The sequence below is a fragment of the Streptomyces sp. NPDC006385 genome (assembly GCF_040612485.1).
In the GTDB taxonomy this organism is placed as follows: domain Bacteria; phylum Actinomycetota; class Actinomycetes; order Streptomycetales; family Streptomycetaceae; genus Streptomyces.
Genome location: NZ_JBEXQG010000023.1, coordinates 25157 through 47436 on the forward strand (window position 1 = coordinate 25157; position 22280 = coordinate 47436).

General features: G+C 70.4%; 14 protein-coding genes and 1 pseudogene. 2 read left to right on the top strand and 13 right to left on the bottom strand.

Annotation, left to right across the window (positions count from 1 at the left end):
* Positions 1-14 precede the first annotated feature (14 nt).
* A complete protein-coding gene (locus ABZ078_RS19585) occupies positions 15-731 on the bottom strand; it encodes an SIMPL domain-containing protein (protein ID WP_356576861.1) in 717 nt (238 codons plus the stop codon).
* Positions 732-870: 139 nt separating this feature from the next.
* On the opposite strand from ABZ078_RS19585, the gene ABZ078_RS19590 reads away from it, so the two are divergent.
* Positions 871-2676 carry a 5'-nucleotidase C-terminal domain-containing protein gene (locus tag ABZ078_RS19590; protein WP_356576863.1) on the top strand — a complete coding sequence of 602 codons (1806 nt, stop codon included), beginning with the start codon at positions 871-873 and terminating at the stop codon, positions 2674-2676.
* 28 nt (positions 2677-2704) lie between these two features.
* Here the strand turns inward: ABZ078_RS19590 and ABZ078_RS19595 are convergent, their stop codons facing one another.
* The 8 genes and pseudogenes from ABZ078_RS19595 to ABZ078_RS19630 form a co-directional block, all read right to left on the bottom strand.
* Complete coding sequence (locus tag ABZ078_RS19595; RefSeq protein ID WP_356576865.1) at positions 2705-4144, bottom strand: SidA/IucD/PvdA family monooxygenase; 1440 nt, start codon at positions 4142-4144, stop codon at positions 2705-2707.
* The gene (locus ABZ078_RS19600; RefSeq protein WP_356576867.1) at positions 4141-5619 is read right to left on the bottom strand and encodes a pyridoxal-dependent decarboxylase; all 1479 of its coding nucleotides are present in this window, start codon (positions 5617-5619) and stop codon (positions 4141-4143) included. Before ABZ078_RS19600 ends, ABZ078_RS19595 begins: the two co-directional genes overlap by 4 nt.
* A 159-nt stretch (positions 5620-5778) precedes the next feature.
* A complete protein-coding gene (locus ABZ078_RS19605; RefSeq protein ID WP_356576869.1) occupies positions 5779-6612 on the bottom strand; it encodes an NAD(P)H-binding protein in 834 nt (277 codons plus the stop codon).
* Between the two features lie 110 nt (positions 6613-6722).
* Positions 6723-9323, bottom strand: coding sequence for an aminopeptidase N (gene pepN, locus ABZ078_RS19610; RefSeq protein ID WP_356576871.1), 2601 nt, complete (start codon positions 9321-9323; stop codon positions 6723-6725).
* Positions 9324-9370: 47 nt separating this feature from the next.
* Complete coding sequence (locus ABZ078_RS19615) at positions 9371-9916, bottom strand: response regulator (RefSeq protein WP_356576873.1); 546 nt, start codon at positions 9914-9916, stop codon at positions 9371-9373.
* A gap of 141 nt (positions 9917-10057) precedes the next feature.
* On the bottom strand, positions 10058-10408 hold the full coding sequence (locus tag ABZ078_RS19620; RefSeq protein ID WP_356576875.1) for a chorismate mutase: 351 nt from the start codon (positions 10406-10408) through the stop codon (positions 10058-10060).
* Positions 10409-10419: 11 nt separating this feature from the next.
* A pseudogene (locus ABZ078_RS19625) lies at positions 10420-10585 on the bottom strand (AraC family transcriptional regulator); the annotation flags it as partial.
* Between the two features lie 542 nt (positions 10586-11127).
* Positions 11128-11931 (bottom strand): serine protease, encoded by an 804-nt coding sequence (locus ABZ078_RS19630; protein ID WP_356576877.1) that lies wholly within the window; start codon positions 11929-11931, stop codon positions 11128-11130.
* A 160-nt stretch (positions 11932-12091) separates the two neighbouring features.
* Here ABZ078_RS19630 and ABZ078_RS19635 point away from each other — a divergent pair, with 160 nt between their 5' ends.
* A complete protein-coding gene (locus tag ABZ078_RS19635) occupies positions 12092-12988 on the top strand; it encodes a hypothetical protein (protein WP_356576879.1) in 897 nt (298 codons plus the stop codon).
* Positions 12989-13066: 78 nt separating this feature from the next.
* On the opposite strand, the gene ABZ078_RS19640 is transcribed toward ABZ078_RS19635, so the two are convergent.
* The 4 genes from ABZ078_RS19640 to gltB all read right to left on the bottom strand — a co-directional run bounded on the left by ABZ078_RS19640 (position 13067) and on the right by gltB (position 22047).
* A complete protein-coding gene (locus ABZ078_RS19640) occupies positions 13067-14713 on the bottom strand; it encodes a cytochrome bc complex cytochrome b subunit (protein ID WP_356576880.1) in 1647 nt (548 codons plus the stop codon).
* Positions 14714-14821: 108 nt separating this feature from the next.
* On the bottom strand, positions 14822-15544 hold the full coding sequence (locus ABZ078_RS19645) for a VWA domain-containing protein (protein ID WP_356576882.1): 723 nt from the start codon (positions 15542-15544) through the stop codon (positions 14822-14824).
* A 451-nt stretch (positions 15545-15995) separates the two neighbouring features.
* Entirely contained in the window at positions 15996-17459 is a 1464-nt protein-coding gene (locus tag ABZ078_RS19650; protein WP_356576884.1) for a glutamate synthase subunit beta, read from the bottom strand.
* Positions 17452-22047: a glutamate synthase large subunit gene (gene gltB, locus ABZ078_RS19655; protein WP_356576886.1), complete on the bottom strand. Its 4596-nt coding sequence runs from the start codon at positions 22045-22047 to the stop codon at positions 17452-17454. The genes ABZ078_RS19650 and gltB overlap by 8 nt, the downstream gene beginning before the upstream one ends.
* Between the last annotated feature and the right edge of the window lie 233 nt (positions 22048-22280).

Here is a 22280-nt window from a genome sequence, read left to right on the forward strand (position 1 = left end):
GGTCGGCGTTTTCGTCACAGGCGGGGCGGCGCCATCGTGAACCGGGCGTTGACCTGGGCGTGGACCCGCTGTCGCTGGGGTTCGAGGTCGAGGGGGGCGGCCTCGGAGTCTTCGGCGGCGCCGTAGGCCATGGAGCGCATGCGGCCGCCGGGGGCCTGCGGGTAGGGCGGCGGGGCGTTCTCGGCGCCGATGTCGGCGAGTTCCACGAGTGCGGCGAGGGAGGTTCCCAGTGCTTCGGCGTATTCGCGTGCGCGCTGGACGGCTTCTCGTACGGCCTGCTGGCGTGCTTCGCGGTGGGCGGGTGAGTCGGGGCGCAGGGCCCACCAGGGGCCGTCCACATGGGTGAGTTCCAAGTCGGCGAGGCGTGTGGTGAGTTCGCCGAGGGCGGTGAAGTCGGTCAGTACGGCGGTGATGTGGACGCGGCCGTGGTAGGCGTGGACGCGTTCGCCGCGGCCTTTGTCCTTGAGTTCGGGGCTGGTGGAGAAGGAGCCGGTCTCCAGTCGCTCGACCGCGTCGCCGTAGGTCTTGATGAGGTCGAGGACGCGGGTGTTGCGTCGGGTGAGGTCGTCGAGGGCGGTGCGGCGGTCCTTGCCGCGGGAGGTCACGAGGACGCCGATGCGGGCGATCTCCGGGTCGACTTCGAGGCGGGCCTCGCCGCGTACGGCGATGCGGGGGGCGTCGGGGGTGCCGTAGGGGACGGCGGGCGGGAGTTCCTGTGAGGGTGCGGTCATACGTCCCACTCTGTCATCGGTTGCTCGGCTTCGGACCCGGTAGGTCATCAGATCGAAACCTGCGGGGTCTGTTGCAGCTCGCCATGCCCAGGTCAGAATCTACGCGCGTTGTTGACCGTTCCCGCTGGGAGAAGCACTGATGCCGTTGAACCGCCGGAAGTTCCTGAAGAAGTCAGCCGTGACCGGAGCGGGGGTGGCGGTGACCGGTGCGGTGGGCGCCCCGGCGGCACAGGCCGCGCCGGCGGCGAAGGGCTCCCGGCCGAAGAAGCGGTACGCGCTGACGGTGATGGGCACGACCGATCTGCACGGCAACGTCTTCAACTGGGACTACTTCAAGGACGCGGAGTACTCCGACGCCAAGGGCAACGCGAAGGGCCTGGCGCGTGTCTCGACGCTGGTGGACCAGGTCCGTGCGGAGAAGGGCCGCCGCAACACGCTGCTCATCGACGCGGGCGACACGATTCAGGGCACTCCGCTGACGTACTACTACGCGAAGGTCGACCCGATCACCGCGAAGGGTGGCCCGGTCCACCCGATGGCGGCGGCGATGAACGCGATCGGGTACGACGCGGTGGCGCTCGGCAACCACGAGTTCAACTACGGCATCGAGACGCTGCGCAAGTTCGAGGACCAGTGCGACTTCCCGCTGCTGGGTGCGAACGCGCTGGACGCGAAGACGCTGAAGCCCGCCTTCCCGCCGTACTTCATCAAGAAGTTCCGCGTGCCGGGCGCCCCGCCGGTGAAGGTCGCGGTGCTCGGTCTGACCAACCCGGGTATCGCGATCTGGGACAAGGCGTACGTCGAGGGCAAGATGGTGTTCCCGGGTCTGGAGGAGCAGGCCGCGAAGTGGGTGCCGAAGTTGCGCTCGATGGGTGCGGACGTGGTGGTCGTGTCGGCGCACTCCGGATCGTCGGGGACGTCGTCGTACGGTGACCAGTTGCCGTACATCGAGAACTCGGCGGCGCTGGTGGCGCAGCAGGTGCCGGGGATCGACGCGATCCTCGTGGGGCACGCGCACACGGAGATCGCGGAGCTGCTGGTCACGAACGAGAAGACGGGGCGGACGGTCGTGCTGTCGGAGCCGCTGTGCTTCGCGCAGCGGCTGTCGCTGTTCGACTTCGAGCTGGTCCTGGAGAAGGGCTGTTGGAAGGTGGAGTCGGTGTCGGCGTCGGTGCGCGACTCGAAGACGGTCGCCGACGACCCGAAGATCACCAAGCTGCTGAAGGACGATCACGACATCGTCGTGGAGTACGTCAACCAGGTCGTGGGCACGGCGACGGAGGCGTTGACGACGGTCGAGGCGCGCTACAAGGACGTCCCGATCATCGACCTGATCACGAAGGTCCAGGAGGACGTGGTCAAGGCGGCGCTGGCGGGTACGGAGTACGCCGGGCTGCCGGTGATCTCGCAGGCGTCCCCGTTCTCCCGGACCTCGCAGATCCCGGCGGGTGACGTGACCATCCGGGATCTGTCGAGCCTGTATGTGTACGACAACACGCTGGTCGCCAAGCTGATGACGGGTGCGCAGCTCAAGGCGTACCTGGAGTACTCGGCCGAGTATTTCGTGCGGACGGCGCCGGACGCGGCCGTCGAGGTCGACAAGCTGACGAACGCCGGCGGCCGCCCGGACTACAACTACGACTACGTCTCCGGGCTGTCGTACGAGATCGACATCGCGCAGGCGGCGGGTTCGCGGATCAAGAACCTCGCCTACGGCGGTGCCGCGCTGGAGGACGCCCAGAAGTTCGTGTTCGCGGTGAACAACTACCGGGCCAACGGCGGTGGCGCGTTCCCGCATGTGGCGTCGGCCCAGGAGCTGTGGTCGGAGTCGACGGAGATCCGCACCCGGATCGCGGAGTGGGTGACCGCGAAGGGTGTGCTGGACCCGAAGGACTTCGCGTCGGTGGACTGGAAGCTGACGCGGGACGGCACGCCGGTGTTCTAGCCGGGCCGTAAGCCTTCGCAGGGGAGCCTCAGATCCCGTCCATGAGCGGTGTCAGCACCATCGGCTGACGCGCGGCCGGGATCCGGGGCTCTCGCTGTTGCAGGCCGAAGGTGGTGAAGGCCGTGCGGGTGGGGAGGCGGTAGGTCTCCTTGCCGGTGACGGAGTTGAGGATGCCGGCGCTGCGCCAGGCGGCGAGGCCGAGGTCGGGGGTGCCGACGCCGTGGGTGTGGCGTTCGGCGTTCTGGACGTAGGCGTGGCAGCCGGAGCCGGTGACGGACGGGTCCATGACGAGGCGGTGCTGGTCGTCGATGCGGGGGCGTTCCTGGCTGTCGCGGCGCAGGTAGGGGTCGAGGCCGGCGAGGAGGCGGTCGAGGGAGCGTTCGCGGTAGCCGGTGGCGAGGACGACGGCGTCGGTGGTCAGGCGCGAGCGGGTGTTCTGGTGGATGTGCTCCAGGTGGAGTTCGACCTTGGTCGTGGCGATGCGGCCGCCGGTGCGGACGTGGACTCCGGGGGTGAGGACGGTGTCGGGCCAGCCGCCGTCGAGCGTGCGGCGGTAGAGCTCGTCGTGGATGGCGGCGAGGGTGCCGGCGTCGATGCCCTTGTGGAGCTGCCACTGGGAGGTGACGAGTTTGTCGCGGACCGGTTCGGCGAGGGCGTGGAAGTAGCGGGTGTAGTCGGGGGTGAAGTGTTCCAGGCCGAGCTTGGAGTACTCCATGGGCGCGAACGCCTCGGTGCGGCCCAGCCAGTGGAGCCGCTCGCGTCCGGCGGGGCGGTGGCGCAGCAGGTCCAGGAACACCTCGGCGCCGGACTGGCCCGAGCCGATGACGGTGATGTGCTCGGCGGCGAGGAGGGTCTCGCGGTGGTCGAGGTAGTCGGCGGCGTGGATGACGGGGACGGTGGGTGCCTCGACGAGGGGTTTGAGCGGGTCGGGGACGTAGGGCTCGGTGCCGATGCCGAGGACGATGTTCTTGGTGTAGGTGCGGCCGAGGGCCTCGGCCTGCCCTTCCTGGCCGATCTGGGTGAAGTCGACTTCGAAGACGTCGTGTTCGGGGTTGAAGCGGACGGCGTCGACCTGGTGGCCGAAGCGCAGTGCGGGGAGGTTCTCGCAGACCCAGCGGCAGTAGGCGTCGTACTCGGCGCGCTGGATGTGGAAGCGCTCGGCGAAGTAGAAGGGGAAGATCCGGTCCCGGTTCTTGAGGTAGTTGAGGAAGGACCAGGGGCTGGCGGGGTCGGCGAGCGTGACGAGGTCGGCGAGGAAGGGGACCTGGATGCGTGCGCCGTCGATCATCAGGCCGGGGTGCCAGGCGAAGGAGGGGCGCTGTTCGTAGAAGACGGCGTCGAGTTCGGCGAGGGGGTGGGCGAGGGCGGCGAGGGAGAGGTTGAAGGGGCCGATGCCGATGCCGACGAGGTCGCGGGGGGTGTCGGGGTCGTGGTGTGGCTCGGTGTGGGGGTTGTTCTGGGGGCTCATCGGGGGGTGTTTCCTTCCACCAGTTTCAGGAGGGCGGCCAGGTCGTCCGGGCGCGTGCGGGGGTTGAGGAGCGTGGCTTTGAGCCACAGGCGCCCGTCCATGCGGGCTCGCCCGAGGACGGCGCGGCCGTCGGTGAGCAGCCTTCGGCGTACGGCGGCGATGTCGTCGTCGGTGGCGTGCGCGGGCCGGAACAGGACCGTGCTGAGGGCGGGCGGGTCGTAGAGGTCGAACCCGGGGTGGTCGTGGACGAGGGCGGCGAATGCGCGCGCTGTGTCGCAGACCTGGTCGACGAGTCGGCCGAGGCCGCTGCGGCCCAGGGTTTTGAGGGTGACGGCGATCTTGAGGGCGTCGGGGCGGCGGCTGGTGCGCAGGGAGCGGCCGAGCAGGTCGGGCAGGCCCGCTTCGGCGTCGTCGTCGGCGTTGAGGTAGTCGGCGCGGTGGTGGAGCACGGCGAGGTCGCGCGGGTCCCGGACGGCGAGGAGTCCCGCGGCGACGGGTTGCCAGCCGAACTTGTGCAGGTCGAGGGCGACGGTGTCGGCGGCGGCGAGGCCGGTGAGCAGGTCGCGGTACCGGTCGCTGAGGAGGAGGCCCCCGCCGTAGGCGGCGTCGATGTGCAGCCGGGTGCGGTGGGCGGCGCACAGGGCGGCGATGTCCGGGAGGGGGTCGATGAGCCCGGCGTCGGTGGTGCCGGCGGTGGCGGCGACCAGGAGCGAGCCGGGTGGCCCGGACAGCCGTGTGAGGGCTTCGTCGAGGGCGACGGGGTCGAGTGTGCCGGCGGGGGCGGGTACGACGACGGGTTCGGGCAGGCCGAGCAGCCAGGCGGCTCGGGGCAGCGAGTGGTGGGCGTTCGCCCCGTGGACGAGCCGGACACCGGCGCCGTGGGCCTCCCGGGCGAGGAGGAGGGCGAGTTGGTTGGACTCGGTGCCGCCGGTGGTGACGAGGGCGGAGGGGTGGCGCCGGGGTGGGCCGGCTTGGGGGTCCCGGGTGGTGACGGCGGTTTCGTGGGGGGTGGGAGGGGTTTCGTGGGGGGCGGGAGGGGTTTCGTGAGGGGCGGGGGCGGCGAAGACCTCCCGCGCGAGCGCCTCCGTCACCAGCGCTTCCAGCTCCGCCGCGCCGGGCGCCTGGTCCCAGGAGTCCAGGGAGGGGTTGAGGGCGGAGGCGGCGAGGTCGGCGGCGGTGGCGAGGGCGAGGGGCGGGCAGTGGAGGTGGGCGGTGCACAGGGGGTCCGCGGGGTCGGCGGCGCCCTCGGCGAGGGCTCGGACGAGGTGGTGGAGGGCGTTCGGGTCGCCCTGGTCCGGCAGGACGTCCCCGACCGCGTCGCGCACGCGCGCGGCGACCGCGTCCGGTCCGCCCGAGGGCAGCGGTCCCCCGCGTGCCCGGGCGCCCTCGTCCAGCGCGGCGAGCACGGTGTCGAGCAACGGCCGCAGGGCGTGGGGGCCTTCAGGGCCTGAAGCGAGCGACGGCGGCGTGCTCATCGTGTCCTCCCGGGCGCGGGACAAGAAGGACTTCCAGCTTGTACGCGGATAGGGCGTGGCGCCCGAAAAGCCCAACGATCGGAACCCGAAAGGGGGAACTCGCGTGCGGGGAAAGCGTGTCGGGGCGGCGTGTCGAGGACTGCGGAGTAAGGGGCTTTGTCAGGCCCGGAAGTCGGCCGCGTGGTCCTGTACCCACTGGGCGAAGGTGCGGGCGGGGTCGCCGGTGATCCTTTCCACTGTGCCGGTGATCTCCGGGGTGGCGCCGACGGTGGCCTCGAAGGCTTTGAGCAGGGCTTGGAGCATGTGCGGCGGCACGAACGGGATCAGTTCGGGGCTTACCTGGTCCGGTGGCACTTCGATGAATTCGAGGTCGCGGCCGACGGCCCGGCCGATCGCCTCGACCTGACCGGCGTTGGTGATCGCTTCAGGGCCGGTCAGCCGGTGGACGGCACCCTCGTGGCCGTCGTCGAGGAGGGCGCGTTCGGCTACGGCGGCGATGTCGTCCTCGTGTATCGGCGCGGTCAGCCCGTCGGCGAAGACGCCGCGGACGGTGCGGCCGGCGCGGATCTGCGGGGCCCACTGGAGGGCGTTCACGGCGAAGGCGTTGGGTCGCAGGAAGGTCCATGCCAGGCCGCTGTCGCGGATCTGCTGCTCGACGGTGGCGTGCATGACGTGGATGGGGTGGGTTTCGTCGGCGCCCTCCTGGATGATCCCGGAGGACAGCAGGACGACGTGTCGGACCCCGGCCTCGCGGGCCGCCGCCAGGAAGGCCGGGGTGTGCTCGCCGACGGCCTGGATGTACAGGAACAGCTTGGTCACCCCGGCGAGCTGGGCGTCGGGCCGGCCGGGTTCGAACCTGACGACCTCGGCGCGCGCGGGCAGGCCGGCCCGCCCCGGATCGCGGGTCAGCGCCCGCACGGGTCGGCCCGCGGCGGCGAGCCGTTCGACGAGGGCACGGCCGACGTTGCCGGTGGCACCGGTCACTGCGATCACGGGGTTCCTCCGTGGCTGAGGGCTGATCGTTCTGGGCCTGTCGACCCTAGGAAGGAAGATCGGCCCGTCGCATCGGCCGGAGGAACCAGTCAAGCCCTACGTCGCGAGGACTAGCTTTCCCTCACCCGCAACGCTCGTGCCAGGTCGTCGAGTTGGTCGACCAGCTTGCGTCGCAGCGCCGGGATCGGGGCGCTGTCGCGCAGGCACTCCTCGCCCAGTCGCAGGGTGTCGGCGTCGACGGCGTACGCGGGGAAGGCGTAGCGGCCGGCGGCGTCGGCGATGGCGGGGCCTCGGCGGGCGGCGACGGCGACCGCGTCCGGGTAGTAGCGGGGCACGTACTGGCGTACGAGGTCGGCCTGTTCGGGCTGCCAGAAGCCCTGGGCGGTGGCGGTGAAGAGGTAGTTGGAAAGGTCGGTGCTGTCGTCGGTGGCGAACATGGCGGCCCAGGCCTTCGCCTTGGCCTCCTCGTCGGGCAGGGCGGCCCGGCAGCGGGCGGCGCCCTCCTGGCCGGTGGCGCTCGGGTCGCGCTCCAGCTCGGCGGCGATCGCGGCCTCGTCGACGGCGCCGAGGACGGCGAGGCGGCCGAGGACACGCCAGCGCAGTTCGGGGTCGAGTTCGGGTCCGCCGGGCACGGTGCCGTCGGCGAGCCAGGCGGCGATCGTGTCGGGGTGGGCGGCGACGTCGATGAAGTGCCGTACGGCGATCAGGCGCAGGCCGGGGTTGTCGCCGTCCTCGGTGCGGCGGATGAGGTCGCGGCAGAGGGAGGAGAGGGTGGCCAGGGCGGCGGGGCGCCTGTCGGAGGGGAGGTAGCGGTCGGCGATCTGGGTGGTGGCGAAGGCGAGGACGCCCTGGACGATGGCGAGGTCGGTCTCGTGCGGGAGGTGGGTGCGGGCGGTCTCCAGGTAGGCGGTGGCGGCGAGTTCGCCGTCGCGGACGGCGTCGCGCAGGGCGTTCCAGACGACCGCCCGGGTGAGCGGTTCGGGCAGTCCGGCGAGGTTCGCCTGGACGGTGGCGAGGGAGTCGGTGTCGAAGCGGACCTTGGCGTAGGTGAGGTCGCCGTCGTTGAGGACGACGAGTGCGGGGCGCGGCCCGGCCGAGCTGATGCCGATGTCGCCGGTGCTGGGGATGTCCGCCTCCAGGAGGTTGCGCCGGGTCAGGCTGCGCGGATCGTGGAGGTCGTGGTCGTACAGGCCGATGCCGATGCGGTGCGGGCGGCTGCCGCCGGCCGACTCGAGGGTGGCCAGGTGGGTGAGGCCGGAGCGGTTCTTCGTGGGATCGGGCTGGGACCACACGCCACGGCTGCCCAGGTGCCGCAGGTCGAGGTGCCAGTGTCCGTCGGCGGAGCGGAGTTCGCAGGTGAGGGTGTCGACGCCGGTGGTGCGCAGCCAGGTGTCGGCCCAGGCGTGGACGTCGCGTTCGGTGGCGGAGGCGAGGGAGTCGATGAAGTCGGCGAGGGTGGCGTTGGCGAACTTGTGGCGGGCGAAGTGGGTGTTGATGCCGGCGAGGAAGTCCTTCTCGCCGAGCCAGGCCACGAGCTGGCGCAGCGCGGAGGCGCCCTTGGCGTAGGAGATGCCGTCGAAGTTGAGCAGGGCCGCGGCGGTGTCGTCGACGGCCTCGGGGGCGACGGGGTGGGTGGAGGGGCGCTGGTCGGCGTCGTAGCCCCAGGCCTTGCGGGCGACACCGAAGTCGGTCCAGGTGTCGGTGAAGCGGGTGGCTTCGGCGCAGGTCTGGTAGCCCATGTACTCGGCGAAGGACTCGTTCAGCCAGATGTCGTCCCACCAGCGCAGGGTGACGAGGTCGCCGAACCACATGTGGGCCATCTCGTGGGCGATGACCATGGCGCGGGTCTGGCGTTCGGTGTCGGTGACGGCGGAGCGGTAGACGAACTCGTCGCGGAAGGTGACCAGTCCGGGGTTCTCCATGGCGCCGGCGTTGAACTCGGGGACGAACGCCTGGTCGTAGGAGTCGAAGGGGTAGGGCTCGTCGAACTTCTCGTGGTAGCGGTCGAAGCACGCGCGCGTGACCTCGAAGAGTTCGTCGGTGTCCGTGTCGAGGTAGGGGGCGAGCGAGCGGCGGCAGTGCAGGCCGAAGGGCAGGCCGCGGTGTTCGGTGCGCACGGAGTGCCAGGGTCCGGCGGCGACGGCGACGAGGTAGGTGGAGATCGGCGGGGTGGGCGCGGCCTGCCAGCGGCCGTCGCCGAGGTGTTCGGTGATGCCGTTGGCGAGGACGGTCCAGCCCTCGGGGGCCTTGACGGACAGGTCGAAGACGGCCTTGAGGTCGGGCTGGTCGAAGGCGGCGAAGACGCGCTGGACGTCCTCCATGAACAGCTGGGTGTAGACGTAGGTCTCGCCGTCGCTGGGGTCGGTGAAGCGGTGCATGCCCTCGCCGGTGCGGGAGTAGCGCATGGCCGCGTCGAGGCGCAGTTCGTGCTCACCGGCGGTGAGGTTCTTCAGGGGCAGCCGGTTCTCGTCCAGGCTCTCCGGGTCGAGGGGTTGTCCGTCCAGCGTGACGGAGCGCAGCTCGGCCGGCTTGATCTCGACGAAGGTGTCCGTGTCCGCTTGGTCCGCGCGCGTGGTGAACTGGATGACGGTGCGGGAGTCGAAGGTCTCGTCCCCGGTGGTCAGGTCGAGTTCGACGGTGTAGCGGTGGACGTCGAGGAGCTGGGCACGGATCTGCGCTTCGTCGCGCGTGAGTACGGACATGCAGGACATGCTGCCTGATGGCACTGACGAGGCACAGGGGTGGATCAGTACGTGCGTTATGTCCGGTCCGTGACCGAGGTCTCGGCCGGGCTGTCGCGCTGCGGCGGGACACGGGCGTCGGGGTGGGGAAGGGCGCCGCCCGGGCCTGGTGTGCGGACCCCGGGGTCGTCCTTGACCAGGGCGCGCAACTCGCGGATCTCCTGCTCCAGTGCGCGGTGGCGCTGGTAGGAGTCGTACAGGTAGCGGACCTTGGTGCGCAGCGACCAGGGGTCGACGGGCTTGACGACCAGGTCGGCGACGCCGAGCCGGAAGGCGGTGGAGTTCAGTGCGTGGTCCGCGCCGAAGCCGGTGAGCAGGATGACGGGTATGTGCTGGGTCTGTTCCAGGCGTCGCATGTAGCGCACCACGTCCAGGCCGCTGACGGCGGGCATGCGCACGTCCAGGAGCAGGAGGCCGACCTGTCCCCGGAGTACCTGCTTGAGCGCCTCGTCACCGCTGGTGGCACGGGCGAGCCGGTAGGCCAGCGGCGCCAGGACGCTCTCCAGCGCGTACAGCGTGTCCTCGTGGTCGTCGACGATGAGGATCTTGGCATCCGACGGCATGGCCCGACGTCCCTCCCGCGTGGACATCCAGAGTATGTCCGGGGGCGCTGACGGGGAGTGCGTGTCAGCTGACATGGAGTGCACAGCGCAGCATGCCCGGCACGGGCCGCCGTGTCACTCCCCCGGGAGGGCCTGTCCGGTTCAGTTCGCCGTGGGCGCAGCGCCGTTGATCGTGTTCTCGGCGATGCTCTCGTGGTGCCGGATGACCTCGCCGATGATGAAGTTGAGGAACTTCTCGGCGAACGCCGGGTCGAGCTTGGCGTTCTCGGCGAGGGTGCGCAGGCGCGCGATCTGCCGGGCCTCGCGGGCCGGGTCGGCGGGCGGGAGCTGGTGCTTGGCCTTGAGATGGCCGACCTGCTGGGTGCACTTGAAGCGTTCGGCGAGCATGTGGACGACGGCCGCGTCGATGTTGTCGATGCTGTCGCGCAGCCGGGCGAGCTCCTCGCGGACCGCGGGGTCGACGTCGCCGGCGGACATGTTGCTGGTGGTCATGGCGGTTCAGCCTACGGGAGGTCCCGCCAGCTGATCGGTCGCTCGGTCACGGGTGGATCGTCGGGATCGGGGATCCGGCCGCTCCAGCCGCCGGGGCATGGTGCGGTCCTGCTGGGCGGGGAAGCGGACGGAGGCCATGCCGGCGCGGCGGGTGAGCAGGCGGGAGAAGCAGGCGGGGCGGTGAGCAGCTCGTGAGGGATCGCGGGGACGCGGCGGCGGCCCTGCGGGAGGCCCTGGAGTGCGGGACGTCGGTCAACCTGTACGACGACGCCCCGATCGGCGCGTACGGCCGCCCCACGGCGAAGTTCTCGGCCCTCCGCGAGGTCCTCGCCGAGTACGGCCGACGGCCCCCTGCCCGAAGTCCCGGCCGCGCCCGCGCGGTTGGGCGCCGGCCGAGGTGGTCCGGACCGACTGGGCGCCCCCCCCGGGTGACGTACCGGAGACGCTGGGCGGGCCCGTAGGCGTCCGGCCCGGTTGCGCTCGCCTTTCGAGGAACTGGGTGTCGAGCGGGGCCTGGTACGCACCGAGGACGACGCGTGCCTCAAGGAGCCCGTGGCGGGCGGGTTCGTGAGCGCTCGCTGTACGGCCGGGGCCCGTGCTGCGGGAGGGCGTCGACGAGGCGTTGGGGCTGGAACTGACGAGACGGCCCGGTGCGGGGCCGGCGAAGCCGGTGCCCCCGTCCTCCGGGCCGTCTGACGCACCCCTGGTGCGGCGGTCGCCTACAGGGCGCTCGCCGCGCGGGCTATGTCCTTCGCGAAGTGGCTGACCTCCGTGTAGACGCCGGGCACGCCGGTGCGGGCGCAGCCGTCGCCCCAGCTGACTATGCCGACCTGGATCCACTTGTTCGCGTCGTCCTTGCGGAACATGGGGCCGCCGGAGTCGCCCTGGCAGGTGTCGATGCCGCCGCGCTGCCAGCCGGCGCACAGTTCCTCCTTCGACACCAGCCGGTTCCCGTAGTGGCGCTTGCACGTGCGGTCGGCGACGAAGGGAACGGAGGCCTTGCGGAGCTTGGTCGTGCCCGTGCCGGCTCCCTCCTGGGTGTCGCCCCACCCGGCGATCGTGAACATGCCGCGGTTGTAGCGGTCCGTGGTGGCGATCTTCAGCGTGGGCTTGTCGATGGGCCGGGCGAGCTTGATCAGCGCCCAGTCCTTGCCCTCGCCGGCGTAGCCCGGGGCCAGCTTGACCTTGGTCGACTTGACCTTGATCGCGGCGGAGGAGTTGAGGTCATTGACACCCGCGGTGACGGTGATGCGGGTGTTGTTGCCGGAACCGCCGTCTATGCAGTGGGCGGCGGTCAGGACGACGTCCTTCTTGTAGAGCGCCCCGCCGCAGCCCATGGAGAGATGGACCATGAACGGGAACTCGCTCTGCGCGGCGGGCGTTCCACCGACGACGCGGGTGGACGCGGCGTTCGCGCTGCTGAGGGGCTGGAGGGAGGCGACCGCGAGCGCGACGGCACCGACGGCAGCCGCTCTCTTGGCCAGGGTCGTGCCGCTTCTCTTCGGCAGGCTGTGGGTCAACATACGTCCTTTCATGGCGTGTTGAGCGGCCCGCAGTATGAAGATCAGCCGGCATGTCTGGCAAGGACGGATCTCACGTCCCCGGTGTGGAACCTCGCCGGGGAAATTCCCCTCACCTCCCCGTAGAGTGGAATCGGGTTCAAGGCGTCTTGGGGGTACGGCCGTGGCGAACGGCGGACCGGTCCAGCACGGCTTCCCACACCTTCAGACGGTGCGGGCCTCGATCACCGCGCTCTACCGGCGGCTGTCGTACGACACCATCCGGACGTTCGCGACCAGCGTGGCGCCGGCCGATGTGGCGTTCTGCGACACGGACGACCTGTACCTGGGCGCGCAGCGGGTGGCCCACGAGCTGGTGCGGCACTACCGCCTCCCGGACGCCCGGCTGATCGTCAGCTTCCGGGAGATGACCCATGCGGCGAACGTCGAACTCGCCGCCGGGCCCGAGTACTTCATCGAGCTGAACGACCGTTTCCGCACCCATCGCCGCGACATCGGCGCCGCCCTCGCCCACGAGGTGATGCATGTGTATCTGCACCGCCTCGGCCTGTCCTTCCCCGGCATCCGGGACAACGAGATCCTCACGGACACCGCGACGACGTATCTGGGCGCGGGCTGGCTGCTCCTCGACGCCTACCGGGAGGACGCGGCGTCCTCGCAGAAGCTGGGGTATCTGACGCCGGAGGAGTTCGGGTACGTCCTCGCCAAGCGGGCGCTGGTCTTCGCCGAGGACCCGTCGGTGTGGTTCACCAGTCCGCAGGCGTACACGGCGTATGTGAAGGGCAGGGCCGAGGCCCGCCGCGACGAGGAACAGCCCCCGCTGACGGCGGCCGGCTGGGCCGGGCGACGCCGCTACGCCCGCGACCGCCGGCACGCCCAGGACCACCACGGTGCCGGCGACCGTCCGGGGGTGCCGTATGCCTTCACACCGGACGGGCGGGGTCCGCTGCGGGTGTCGTTCCCCTGCCCGACCTGTCAGCAGCGGATCCGGGTGCCGGTGCGGGGGCGGGTCCGGGCGCGGTGCGGGCTGTGCCGGACGGTGCTGGAGTGCGACACGTAGTCATGCGACACGCAAACATATTCGTGCGACACGCAAACGTATTCGTGCGACACGTAAACGTATGGGTGGTGCGCCACGTCAGTGGTGGTCGCCGCCGGTGAGTTCGCGGTACTCCTCCACCGTCGGCTTGGCGATGTGCGTGGTCGGCCCGAACATGGCCCGCGCCAGTCTGGCCCGCACCCGCTGGGACGGTTTGATCCGGCGCCGGACGCCGCCCGCGTCGACTTGCGGGCCGGTCTCGTACGGCGGCGGCTGCTCGTGCTGGGTGAGGGTGAACAGCTGGGCCTGGGAGAGCTGCTCGTGGACCTCGATGTACTCGCCCTGCGGGAGCCGTTTGATGGTGCCCGTCTCCCTGCCGTGCAGCACCTTGTCCCGGTCGCGGCGCTGCAGCCCGAGACAGATGCGCTTGGTCACCATGAAGGTGACGACCGGCACGACGAAGACCCCGATCCGCACGAACCACGTGATCACGTTGATGGACAGATGCAGATGCGTGGCCACGATGTCGTTGCCGCCGCCGATCAGCAGCACCACGTACAGGCTCAGCCAGGCCGCGCCGAGGCCGGTGCGCACGGGCATGTTGCGCGGCCGGTCGAGGATGTGGTGCTCGCGTCTGTCCCCCGTGATCCAGGCCTCGAAGAAGGGATACACGCCGATCGCGAGCAGGATCAGCGGGAAGAGGGAGAAGGGGATGAAGACGCCCGGTTCCAGGGTGTGGCCCCAGGCGTTGATCTCCCATCCCGGCATCACCCGGATCAGCCCCTCGGAGAAGCCGAGGTACCAGTCGGGCTGGGCGCCCGTGGTCACCAGGTCCGGGCGGTAGGGCCCGAACGCCCACACCGGGTTGACGGTGGCGATGCCCCCCATGATCGCGAGCACTCCGAAGACGAGGAAGAAGAAGCCGCCCGCCTTGGCCATGTACACCGGCAGGAACGGCATGCCGACGACCGTCTTCTCGTCGCGGCCGGGGCCCGGATACTGCGTGTGCTTGTGGTAGAAGACCAGGATCAGATGGGCGGCCACCAGAGCGAGCATGATCCCGGGCAGCAGCAGGATGTGGATCGGGTACAGCCGCGCGATGAAGTCCTCACCGGGGAACTCCCCGCCGAAGAGGAAGAACGCCACGTACGTCCCCACGACCGGGATGGACAGGATCGCGCCGTGCGCGAAGCGCAGGCCGGTGCCGGAGAGCAGGTCGTCGGGGAGGGAGTAGCCGGTCAGGCCGGTGATGATGCCGAGCATCAGCAGGGTCCAGCCGAACACCCAGTTGAGCTCGCGCGGCTTGCGGAAGGCGCCGGTGAAGAAGATCCGCATCATGTGCACGAGCATGCCGGCGACGAAGACCAGGGCGGCCCAGTGGTGGATCTGCCGGATGAGCAGCCCGCCGCGCACCTCGAAGCTGATGTCGAGCGTGGACTCGTACGCCCGGGTCATCAGGACGCCGTTGAGGGGCTCGTAGGAGCCGTTGTAGACGACCTCGCTGGTGCTCGGGTCGAAGAACAGGGTGAGGTAGACGCCGGTCAGGATGAGGACCAGGAAGCTGTAGAGGCAGACCTCTCCCAGCATGAACGACCAGTGGTCGGGAAAGACCTTGCGCATGTTGGCCTTGGCCAGCGCGTACAGGCCGAGCCGCCCGTCCGCCCAGTCGGCGACCCGCTCGCCCTTTCCGGGCGCGGCGGTCCGCCGCGCCGGCGTTGCCGCGTTCTCCGATCGTGCGCCGTGCATACGTCGTCGCCTCCCCGTCGGATCAACCACAGGGTGACACGGCCGTACCGGCTGAGCCAACGGGGCGAGCAGCCGGGTGAGCGACCGCCCCGGGCTCCGCGGGGGGCACTATCCCCGTACGATCCCCTGCGCCCGCGCGGCCACCAGCCACTTCGGGAACTCGCCGAGCAGGCGGTCGTACAACTGGGCGTCGGACATCTTCCGAGGCTCGGGACCGGCGTGGAAGAACCCGGCGTTGTCGACGACCCGCTTGTCCGGCACGGACAGCTCGTCGAGCTTGCGCAGGTACTCGAACTGCCTGCTGTTCGGATCCCCGAAGCCGATGAACTGCCAGAACAGCGGCAGCCGCGCCGCCTTGCACAGATACCGTTCCGCGGCGAGCTTGTTGATGGGCCCGCCGTCGGTCTGGAACACGACCAGGGCGGGCTCAGGGGAGCCGCTGTCGAGGTAGTGGTCGATGACGGCGTCCATGGCCAGGTGGTAGCTGGTCCTGCCCATGTGCCCGAGCCCGGCCACGATCCGCTCGATCCGCCCCTGGTGGCCGGCCAGCGCGATCTCGGTCTCGGCGTCGACGTCGGTCGAGAAGAACACCACGGGCACGGTGCCGTCGTCGTCGAAGTGCGCCGACAGCCCGAGCACCCGGTCGGCGAGCGCCTGCACGCTGCCGTCCTTGTAGTACGGCTTCATCGACCCGGAGTAGTCGACCACCAGGTAGACCGCCGCCCGCACCCCGTCCAGCCCGTTCTTCCGCAGCGACACCCCGGCGCTCTTGTACAGGCTGACGAGCGCGGGCGCGGTCTCCTCGACCTTGCTGAGACTGATCGCGGCCATACGGTCTCCCCCCACACGCCTCTCACTGGCTGCCGAGGTTACGTCACCCGCGGCCCCGCCCCTCCCCGCGTCCACAGGGTTCGCCGTTTTTGATCGACGCCGTCCCCACCGGCTCACCGTTCGTCCAGTCCCCTGGGTGCCGGCTGTGGACGACCGCGCGCCCTCCTTCACGCCGACGGGCGGAGGCGTCGCCCAGTGAGACGCATGGGGGTCCTGCCCTTCACCGTCGCCCCCGTCGCCATCGCCGCGGTCGGGTACGCCCCTCGGCGTCCAGCGCATCCACCGGGCGAGAGGCCGTCCGTCCGGAGGCCGAGAGGCGGAGGCCGAGGCGGCGGCCTCGGCGCACTGGGCCGGCACAAGGCGACGGCGCCCGCCCATTCGTCCGGTCGGGGACAAGGGGCAGGCGCCGTCAGTGTTCCGTACGCCGTTGTACGGGACGTCTCTTGAGGTGTCAGACCATCAGCGCGCGGTCCGTCGGGCGGATCGGCGCCGGCAGGTCGCTCGCGCCGGTCAGGAAGCGGTCGACGCCGCGGGCGGCCGAGCGGCCCTCCGCGATCGCCCACACGATGAGGGACTGGCCGCGGCCCGCGTCACCGGCGACGAAAACACCCGGCACGTTGGTCTGGAAGTCGGCGTCGCGGGCGATGTTGCCGCGCTCGTCGAGGTCCAGGGCGAACTGGTCGACCAGGCCGTTCTCCCGGTCGGTGCCGGTGAAGCCCATCGCCAGCGTGACCAGCTGGGCGGGGATCTTGCGCTCCGTGCCCGGCTTCGGGGTCAGCTTGCCGTCGATGAACTCGACCTCGGTGAGGTGCAGCCACTGGACGTTGCCGTCCTCGTCGCCCTCGAAGTGGGTCGTCGACACCGAGTAGACGCGCTCGCCGCCCTCCTCGTGGGCGGAGGTGACCTTGTACAGCATGGGGAAGGTCGGCCAGGGCTGGTTGACCGGGTTCCGCTCGTCGTTCGGGCGGGGCATGATCTCCAGCTGCGTCACCGAGGCCGCGCCCTGGCGGTGGGCGGTGCCCACGCAGTCGGCGCCGGTGTCGCCGCCGCCGATGACGACGACGTGCTTGCCCTCGGCCGAGATCGGCGCAGTGACGTAGTCGCCCTCCTGGACCTTGTTGGCCAGCGGCAGGTACTCCATGGCCTGGTAGATGCCCTTGAGCTCGCGGCCGGGGACCGGGAGGTCGCGGGCGGTCGTGGCGCCGGCGGCGATGACGATCGCGTCGTACCGCTTCTTCAGGTCGGTCGCCTTGAGGTCGCGGCCGATCTCGATACCGGTACGGAAGCGGGTGCCCTCCGCGCGCATCTGCTCGATACGGCGGTTGATGTGCCGCTTCTCCATCTTGAACTCGGGGATGCCGTAGCGCAGGAGGCCGCCGATGCGGTCCGCGCGCTCGTACACGGCCACGGTGTGGCCGGCCCGGGTCAGCTGCTGGGCGGCGGCCAGGCCCGCCGGGCCCGAGCCGATGACCGCGACCGTCTTGCCGGACAGGCGCTCCGGGATCTGCGGGGCGACGTCCCCGGTCTCCCACGCCTTGTCGATGATCGAGACCTCGACGTTCTTGATGGTGACGGCCGGCTGGTTGATGCCGAGCACACACGCCGACTCGCAGGGAGCGGGGCACAGGCGGCCCGTGAACTCCGGGAAGTTGTTGGTGGCGTGCAGGCGCTCGCTCGCCGCCGCCCAGTCCTCGCGGTAGGCGTAGTCGTTCCACTCGGGGATGAGGTTCCCCAGCGGGCAGCCGTTGTGGCAGAACGGGATGCCGCAGTCCATGCACCGGCTGGCCTGCTTGCTGATGATCGGCAGCAGGGAGCCGGGGACGTAGACCTCGTTCCAGTCCTTGAGGCGCTCACCGACGGGGCGGGACTTGGCGACCTCGCGGCCGTGGTTCAAAAAGCCCTTGGGATCAGCCATTGGTCGCCGCCTCCATCATCTTCTCGGTGATCTCGGTCTCGGAGAGACCGGCTCGCTCGGCGGCGTCCTTGGCGGCGAGCACTGCCTTGTACGTGCTGGGGATGATCTTGCTGAAGCGGGCCACGGCGGTGTCCCACTCGGCGAGGAGCTTCTCGGCGACCGTGGAGCCGGTCTCCTCCTGGTGGCGGCGCACCACGTCGTGCAGCCACTGCTTGTCGGCCTCGTCCAGCGCCTCGATGGCGGTCACGTTGCCGACGTTGACGTTGTCCCGGTCGAGGTCGATGACGTAGGCGACACCGCCGGACATACCGGCCGCGAAGTTACGGCCCGTCTCGCCGAGGACCACCGCGTGACCGCCGGTCATGTACTCGCAGCCGTGGTCGCCCACGCCCTCCGAGACGACCAGCGCACCGGAGTTGCGGACACAGAACCGCTCGCCCGTGCGACCGCGCAGGAACAGTTCGCCGCCGGTCGCGCCGTACGCGATGGTGTTGCCCGCGATCGTCGAGTACTCGGCGAGGTGGTCGGCGCCCCGGTCCGGGCGGACGATGACGCGGCCACCGGAGAGGCCCTTGCCGACGTAGTCGTTGGCGTCGCCCTCCAGGCGCAGCGTGACACCGCGCGGGAGGAAGGCGCCGAAGGACTGGCCGGCGGAGCCCGTGAAGGTGATGTCGATGGTGTCGTCGGGCAGGCCCGCGCCGCCGAACTTCTTCGTCACCTCGTGGCCGAGCATGGTGCCGACCGTGCGGTTGATGTTGCGGACCTTGACCTGGGCGCGCACCGGCTGGGCGTCGGTGGCGGAGTCCGCGGCGAGCGCGTCGGCGGCGAGCTTGATGAGCTCGTTGTCGAGCGCCTTCTCCAGGCCGTGGTCCTGCTCGATCAGCTGGTGGCGCACCGCGCCCTCGGGCAGGTCGGGCACGTGGAACAGCGGCTCCAGGTTCAGACCCTGCGCCTTCCAGTGGTTCACCGCGCGGGTCACGTCGAGGGCCTCGGCGTGGCCGACGGCCTCCTCGATGGAGCGGAAGCCCAGCTCGGCGAGGAGCTCGCGGACCTCTTCGGCGATGAACTGGAAGAAGTTCACGACGTACTCGGCCTTGCCGGAGAACCGGTCCCTGAGGGTCGGGTTCTGGGTGGCGATGCCGACCGGGCAGGTGTCCAGGTGGCAGACGCGCATCATGACGCAGCCGGAGACGACGAGCGGCGCGGTCGCGAAACCGAACTCCTCGGCGCCGAGCAGCGCGGCGATGACCACGTCGCGGCCGGTCTTGAGCTGGCCGTCGGTCTGCACGACGATGCGGTCACGCAGGCCGTTGAGCAGCAGGGTCTGCTGGGTCTCGGCGAGGCCCAACTCCCAAGGCCCACCGGCGTGCTTGAGCGACGTCAGCGGCGAGGCGCCCGTGCCGCCGTCGTGGCCGGAGATGAGCACGACGTCCGCGTGCGCCTTGGACACACCGGCGGCGACCGTGCCGACGCCGACCTCGGAGACCAGCTTGACGTGGATCCGCGCCTGCGGGTTCGCGTTCTTGAGGTCGTGGATCAGCTGGGCCAGGTCCTCGATGGAGTAGATGTCGTGGTGCGGCGGCGGGGAGATGAGGCCCACGCCCGGCGTCGAGTGACGCGTCTTGGCGACCCACGGGTACACCTTGTGGCCGGGCAGCTGGCCGCCCTCGCCGGGCTTGGCGCCCTGGGCCATCTTGATCTGGATGTCGTCGGCGTTGACCAGGTACTCGGAGGTGACACCGAAGCGGCCGGAGGCGACCTGCTTGATGGACGACCGGCGGGCCGGGTCGTACAGGCGCTCGGGGTCCTCGCCGCCCTCACCGGTGTTGGACTTGCCGCCCAGCTGGTTCATGGCGATGGCGAGGGTCTCGTGCGCCTCCTTGGAGATGGAGCCGTACGACATGGCGCCCGTGGAGAAGCGCTTGACGATCTCGCTGGCCGGCTCGACCTCGTCGAGGGGGATCGGCTGCCGGTCCGACTTGAAGCCGAACAGGCCGCGCAGCGTCATCAGGCGCTCGGACTGCTCGTTCACGCGCTCGGTGTACTTCTTGAAGATGTCGTAGCGGCCGGTGCGCGTGGAGTGCTGGAGGCGGAAGACCGTCTCCGGGTCGAACAGGTGCGGCTCGCCCTCGCGGCGCCACTGGTACTCGCCGCCTATCTCCAGGGCACGGTGGGCGGGCGCGATGCCGCTGGCCGGGTACGCCTTGGCGTGGCGGGCGGCGACCTCCTTGGCGATGACGTCGATGCCGACGCCGCCGATCTTGGTGGCGGTGCCGTTGAAGTACTTCTCGACGAAGGCCTCGTCGAGACCGACGGCCTCGAAGACCTGGGCGCCGCGGTAGGAGGCGACGGTCGAGATGCCCATCTTGGACATGACCTTCAGCACGCCCTTGCCGAGGGCGTAGATCAGGTTGCGGATGGCCTGCTCGGGCTCGATGCCCGGCAGGAAGGTGCCGGCGCGGACCAGGTCCTCGACGGACTCCATCGCCAGGTAGGGGTTGACGGCGGCGGCGCCGTAGCCGATGAGCAGGGCGACGTGGTGGACCTCGCGGACGTCGCCGGCCTCGACCAGCAGGCCCACCTGGGTGCGCTGCTTGGTGCGGATGAGGTGGTGGTGGACGGCCGCGGTGAGCAGCAGCGACGGGATCGGCGCGTGCTCGGCGTCGGAGTGGCGGTCCGACAGGACGATCAGGCGGGCGCCGTTGTCGATGGCGGCGTCGGCCTCGGCGCAGATCTCCTCGATGCGCGCGGCGAGGGCGTCACCGCCGCCGGAGACCCGGTACAGGCCGGAGAGGGTCGCGGCCTTCATGCCGGGCATGTCGCCGTCGGCGTTGATGTGGATGAGCTTGGCCAGCTCGTCGTTGTCGATGACCGGGAAGGGCAGGGTCACCGAGCGGCAGGACGCGGCCGTGGGCTCCAGCAGGTTGCCCTCGGGGCCCAGCGACGAGCGCAGGGAGGTGACGAGCTCCTCGCGGATGGCGTCCAGCGGCGGGTTGGTGACCTGCGCGAACAGCTGGGTGAAGTAGTCGAAGAGGAGACGCGGGCGCTCGCTGAGGGCGGCGATCGGCGAGTCGGTGCCCATGGAACCGATCGGCTCGGCGCCGGCCTTGGCCATCGGCGCGAGGATGACGCGCAGCTCCTCCTCGGTGTAGCCGAAGGTCTGCTGGCGGCGGGTGACCGAGGCGTGGGTGTGCACGATGTGCTCGCGCTCGGGCAGGTCGGACAGCTCGATCTCGCCGGCTTCCAGCCACTCGGCGTACGGCTGCTCGGCTGCGAGCGTCCGCTTGATCTCGTCGTCCTCGATGATGCGGTGCTCGGCGGTGTCGACGAGGAACATCCGGCCGGGCTGGAGGCGGCCCTTGCGGACGACCTTGGCGGGGTCGATGTCGAGGACGCCGACCTCGGAGCCGAGGACGACGAGGCCGTCGTCGGTGACCCAGTAGCGGCCGGGGCGCAGGCCGTTGCGGTCGAGCACGGCGCCGACCTGGGTGCCGTCGGTGAAGGTGACGCAGGCGGGGCCGTCCCAGGGCTCCATCATCGTGGAGTGGAACTGGTAGAAGGCGCGCCGGGCCGGGTCCATGGAGTCGTGGTTCTCCCACGCCTCCGGGATCATCATCAGCACGGAGTGCGGCAGGGAACGGCCGCCGAGGTGCAGGAGTTCGAGGACCTCGTCGAAGGAGGCGGAGTCGGAGGCGTCCGGCGTACAGACCGGGAAGATCCGCTCCAGCTTCTCCTGCGGGCCGAACAGGTCGGAGACCAGCTGCGACTCACGGGCGACCATCCAGTTGCGGTTGCCCTTGACGGTGTTGATCTCGCCGTTGTGCGCGACGAAGCGGTACGGGTGGGCGAGCGGCCAGCTCGGGAAGGTGTTCGTCGAGAACCGGGAGTGCACGAGCGCGATCGCGGAGGCGAAGCGGCGGTCGGACAGGTCCGGGAAGAAGGGCTCCAGCTGGCCGGTGGTCAGCATGCCCTTGTAGACGATGGTGCGGGCCGACAGCGACGGGAAGTAGACGCCGACCTCGCGCTCGGCGCGCTTGCGCAGCACGAAGGCCCTGCGGTCGAGGGCGAGGTCCGTGCTGGCACCGTCCGTCACGAAGATCTGGCGGAAGACGGGCATCGTGGACCGGGCGGTGGCGCCGAGCAGTTCCGGCGCGACCGGGACCTCGCGCCAGCCGAGGACCGTCAGGTCCTCCTCACCGGCGATCGTCTCGATCCGGGAGACGGCGTCGGCCGTCCCCTCTTCCGGGAGGAAGGCGATACCGACGGCGTACGCACCGGCCGCGGGAAGCTCGAACTCGGTCACCTCGCGGAAGAAGGCGTCCGGCACCTGGGAGAGGATGCCCGCGCCGTCGCCCGAGTCGGGCTCGGAGCCGGTGGCACCGCGGTGTTCGAGGTTGCGCAGAACGGTGAGCGCCTGCTCGACCAGCGTGTGGCTCGCCTCGCCGGTGAGGGTGGCCACGAAGCCGACGCCGCAGGCGTCGTGCTCGTTGCGGGGGTCGTACATACCCTGCGCAGCAGGGCGAGCATCCATGAACGACCAGTTCTGGCCATTCGCGGAATGCTGGGACGGCTGGCGCGGCGTACGCATCGGCTCTCCCGTCGTCGTCATCTGGCATATGCATGGTGCCGAGGGACGACGTTGGCCCTCTGCGTGATCGCAAAATTTCGTGCAGGTTACATGATGGAACGGTTCTCGGGAACCGGGATACTCCGTTCCACCATGCGGACGCCACGGGCGTGCGGTGGGGGTTCCGCGCACATGGCTTGAAGTATGTGGGGACCGAGCGGGACAGGTCTATGTCCGTCGACCCGAGGGGGCGG

Excerpts from the sequence above, each read along its gene's own strand:
- ABZ078_RS19600 (WP_356576867.1), bottom strand. The coding sequence starts at position 5,619 with ATGAGCACGCCGCCGTCGCTCGCTTCAGGCCCTGAAGGCCCCCACGCC.
- ABZ078_RS19590 (WP_356576863.1), top strand. The coding sequence starts at position 871 with ATGCCGTTGAACCGCCGGAAGTTCCTGAAGAAGTCAGCCGTGACCGGA.
- ABZ078_RS19620 (WP_356576875.1), bottom strand. The coding sequence starts at position 10,408 with ATGACCACCAGCAACATGTCCGCCGGCGACGTCGACCCCGCGGTCCGC.
- pepN (WP_356576871.1), bottom strand. The coding sequence starts at position 9,323 with ATGTCCTGCATGTCCGTACTCACGCGCGACGAAGCGCAGATCCGTGCC.
- ABZ078_RS19585 (WP_356576861.1), bottom strand. The coding sequence starts at position 731 with ATGACCGCACCCTCACAGGAACTCCCGCCCGCCGTCCCCTACGGCACC.
- ABZ078_RS19595 (WP_356576865.1), bottom strand. The coding sequence starts at position 4,144 with ATGAGCCCCCAGAACAACCCCCACACCGAGCCACACCACGACCCCGAC.
- ABZ078_RS19615 (WP_356576873.1), bottom strand. The coding sequence starts at position 9,916 with ATGCCGTCGGATGCCAAGATCCTCATCGTCGACGACCACGAGGACACG.
- ABZ078_RS19650 (WP_356576884.1), bottom strand. The coding sequence starts at position 17,459 with ATGGCTGATCCCAAGGGCTTTTTGAACCACGGCCGCGAGGTCGCCAAG.
- gltB (WP_356576886.1), bottom strand. The coding sequence starts at position 22,047 with ATGCGTACGCCGCGCCAGCCGTCCCAGCATTCCGCGAATGGCCAGAAC.
- ABZ078_RS19645 (WP_356576882.1), bottom strand. The coding sequence starts at position 15,544 with ATGGCCGCGATCAGTCTCAGCAAGGTCGAGGAGACCGCGCCCGCGCTC.
- ABZ078_RS19630 (WP_356576877.1), bottom strand. The coding sequence starts at position 11,931 with ATGTTGACCCACAGCCTGCCGAAGAGAAGCGGCACGACCCTGGCCAAG.
- ABZ078_RS19640 (WP_356576880.1), bottom strand. The coding sequence starts at position 14,713 with ATGCACGGCGCACGATCGGAGAACGCGGCAACGCCGGCGCGGCGGACC.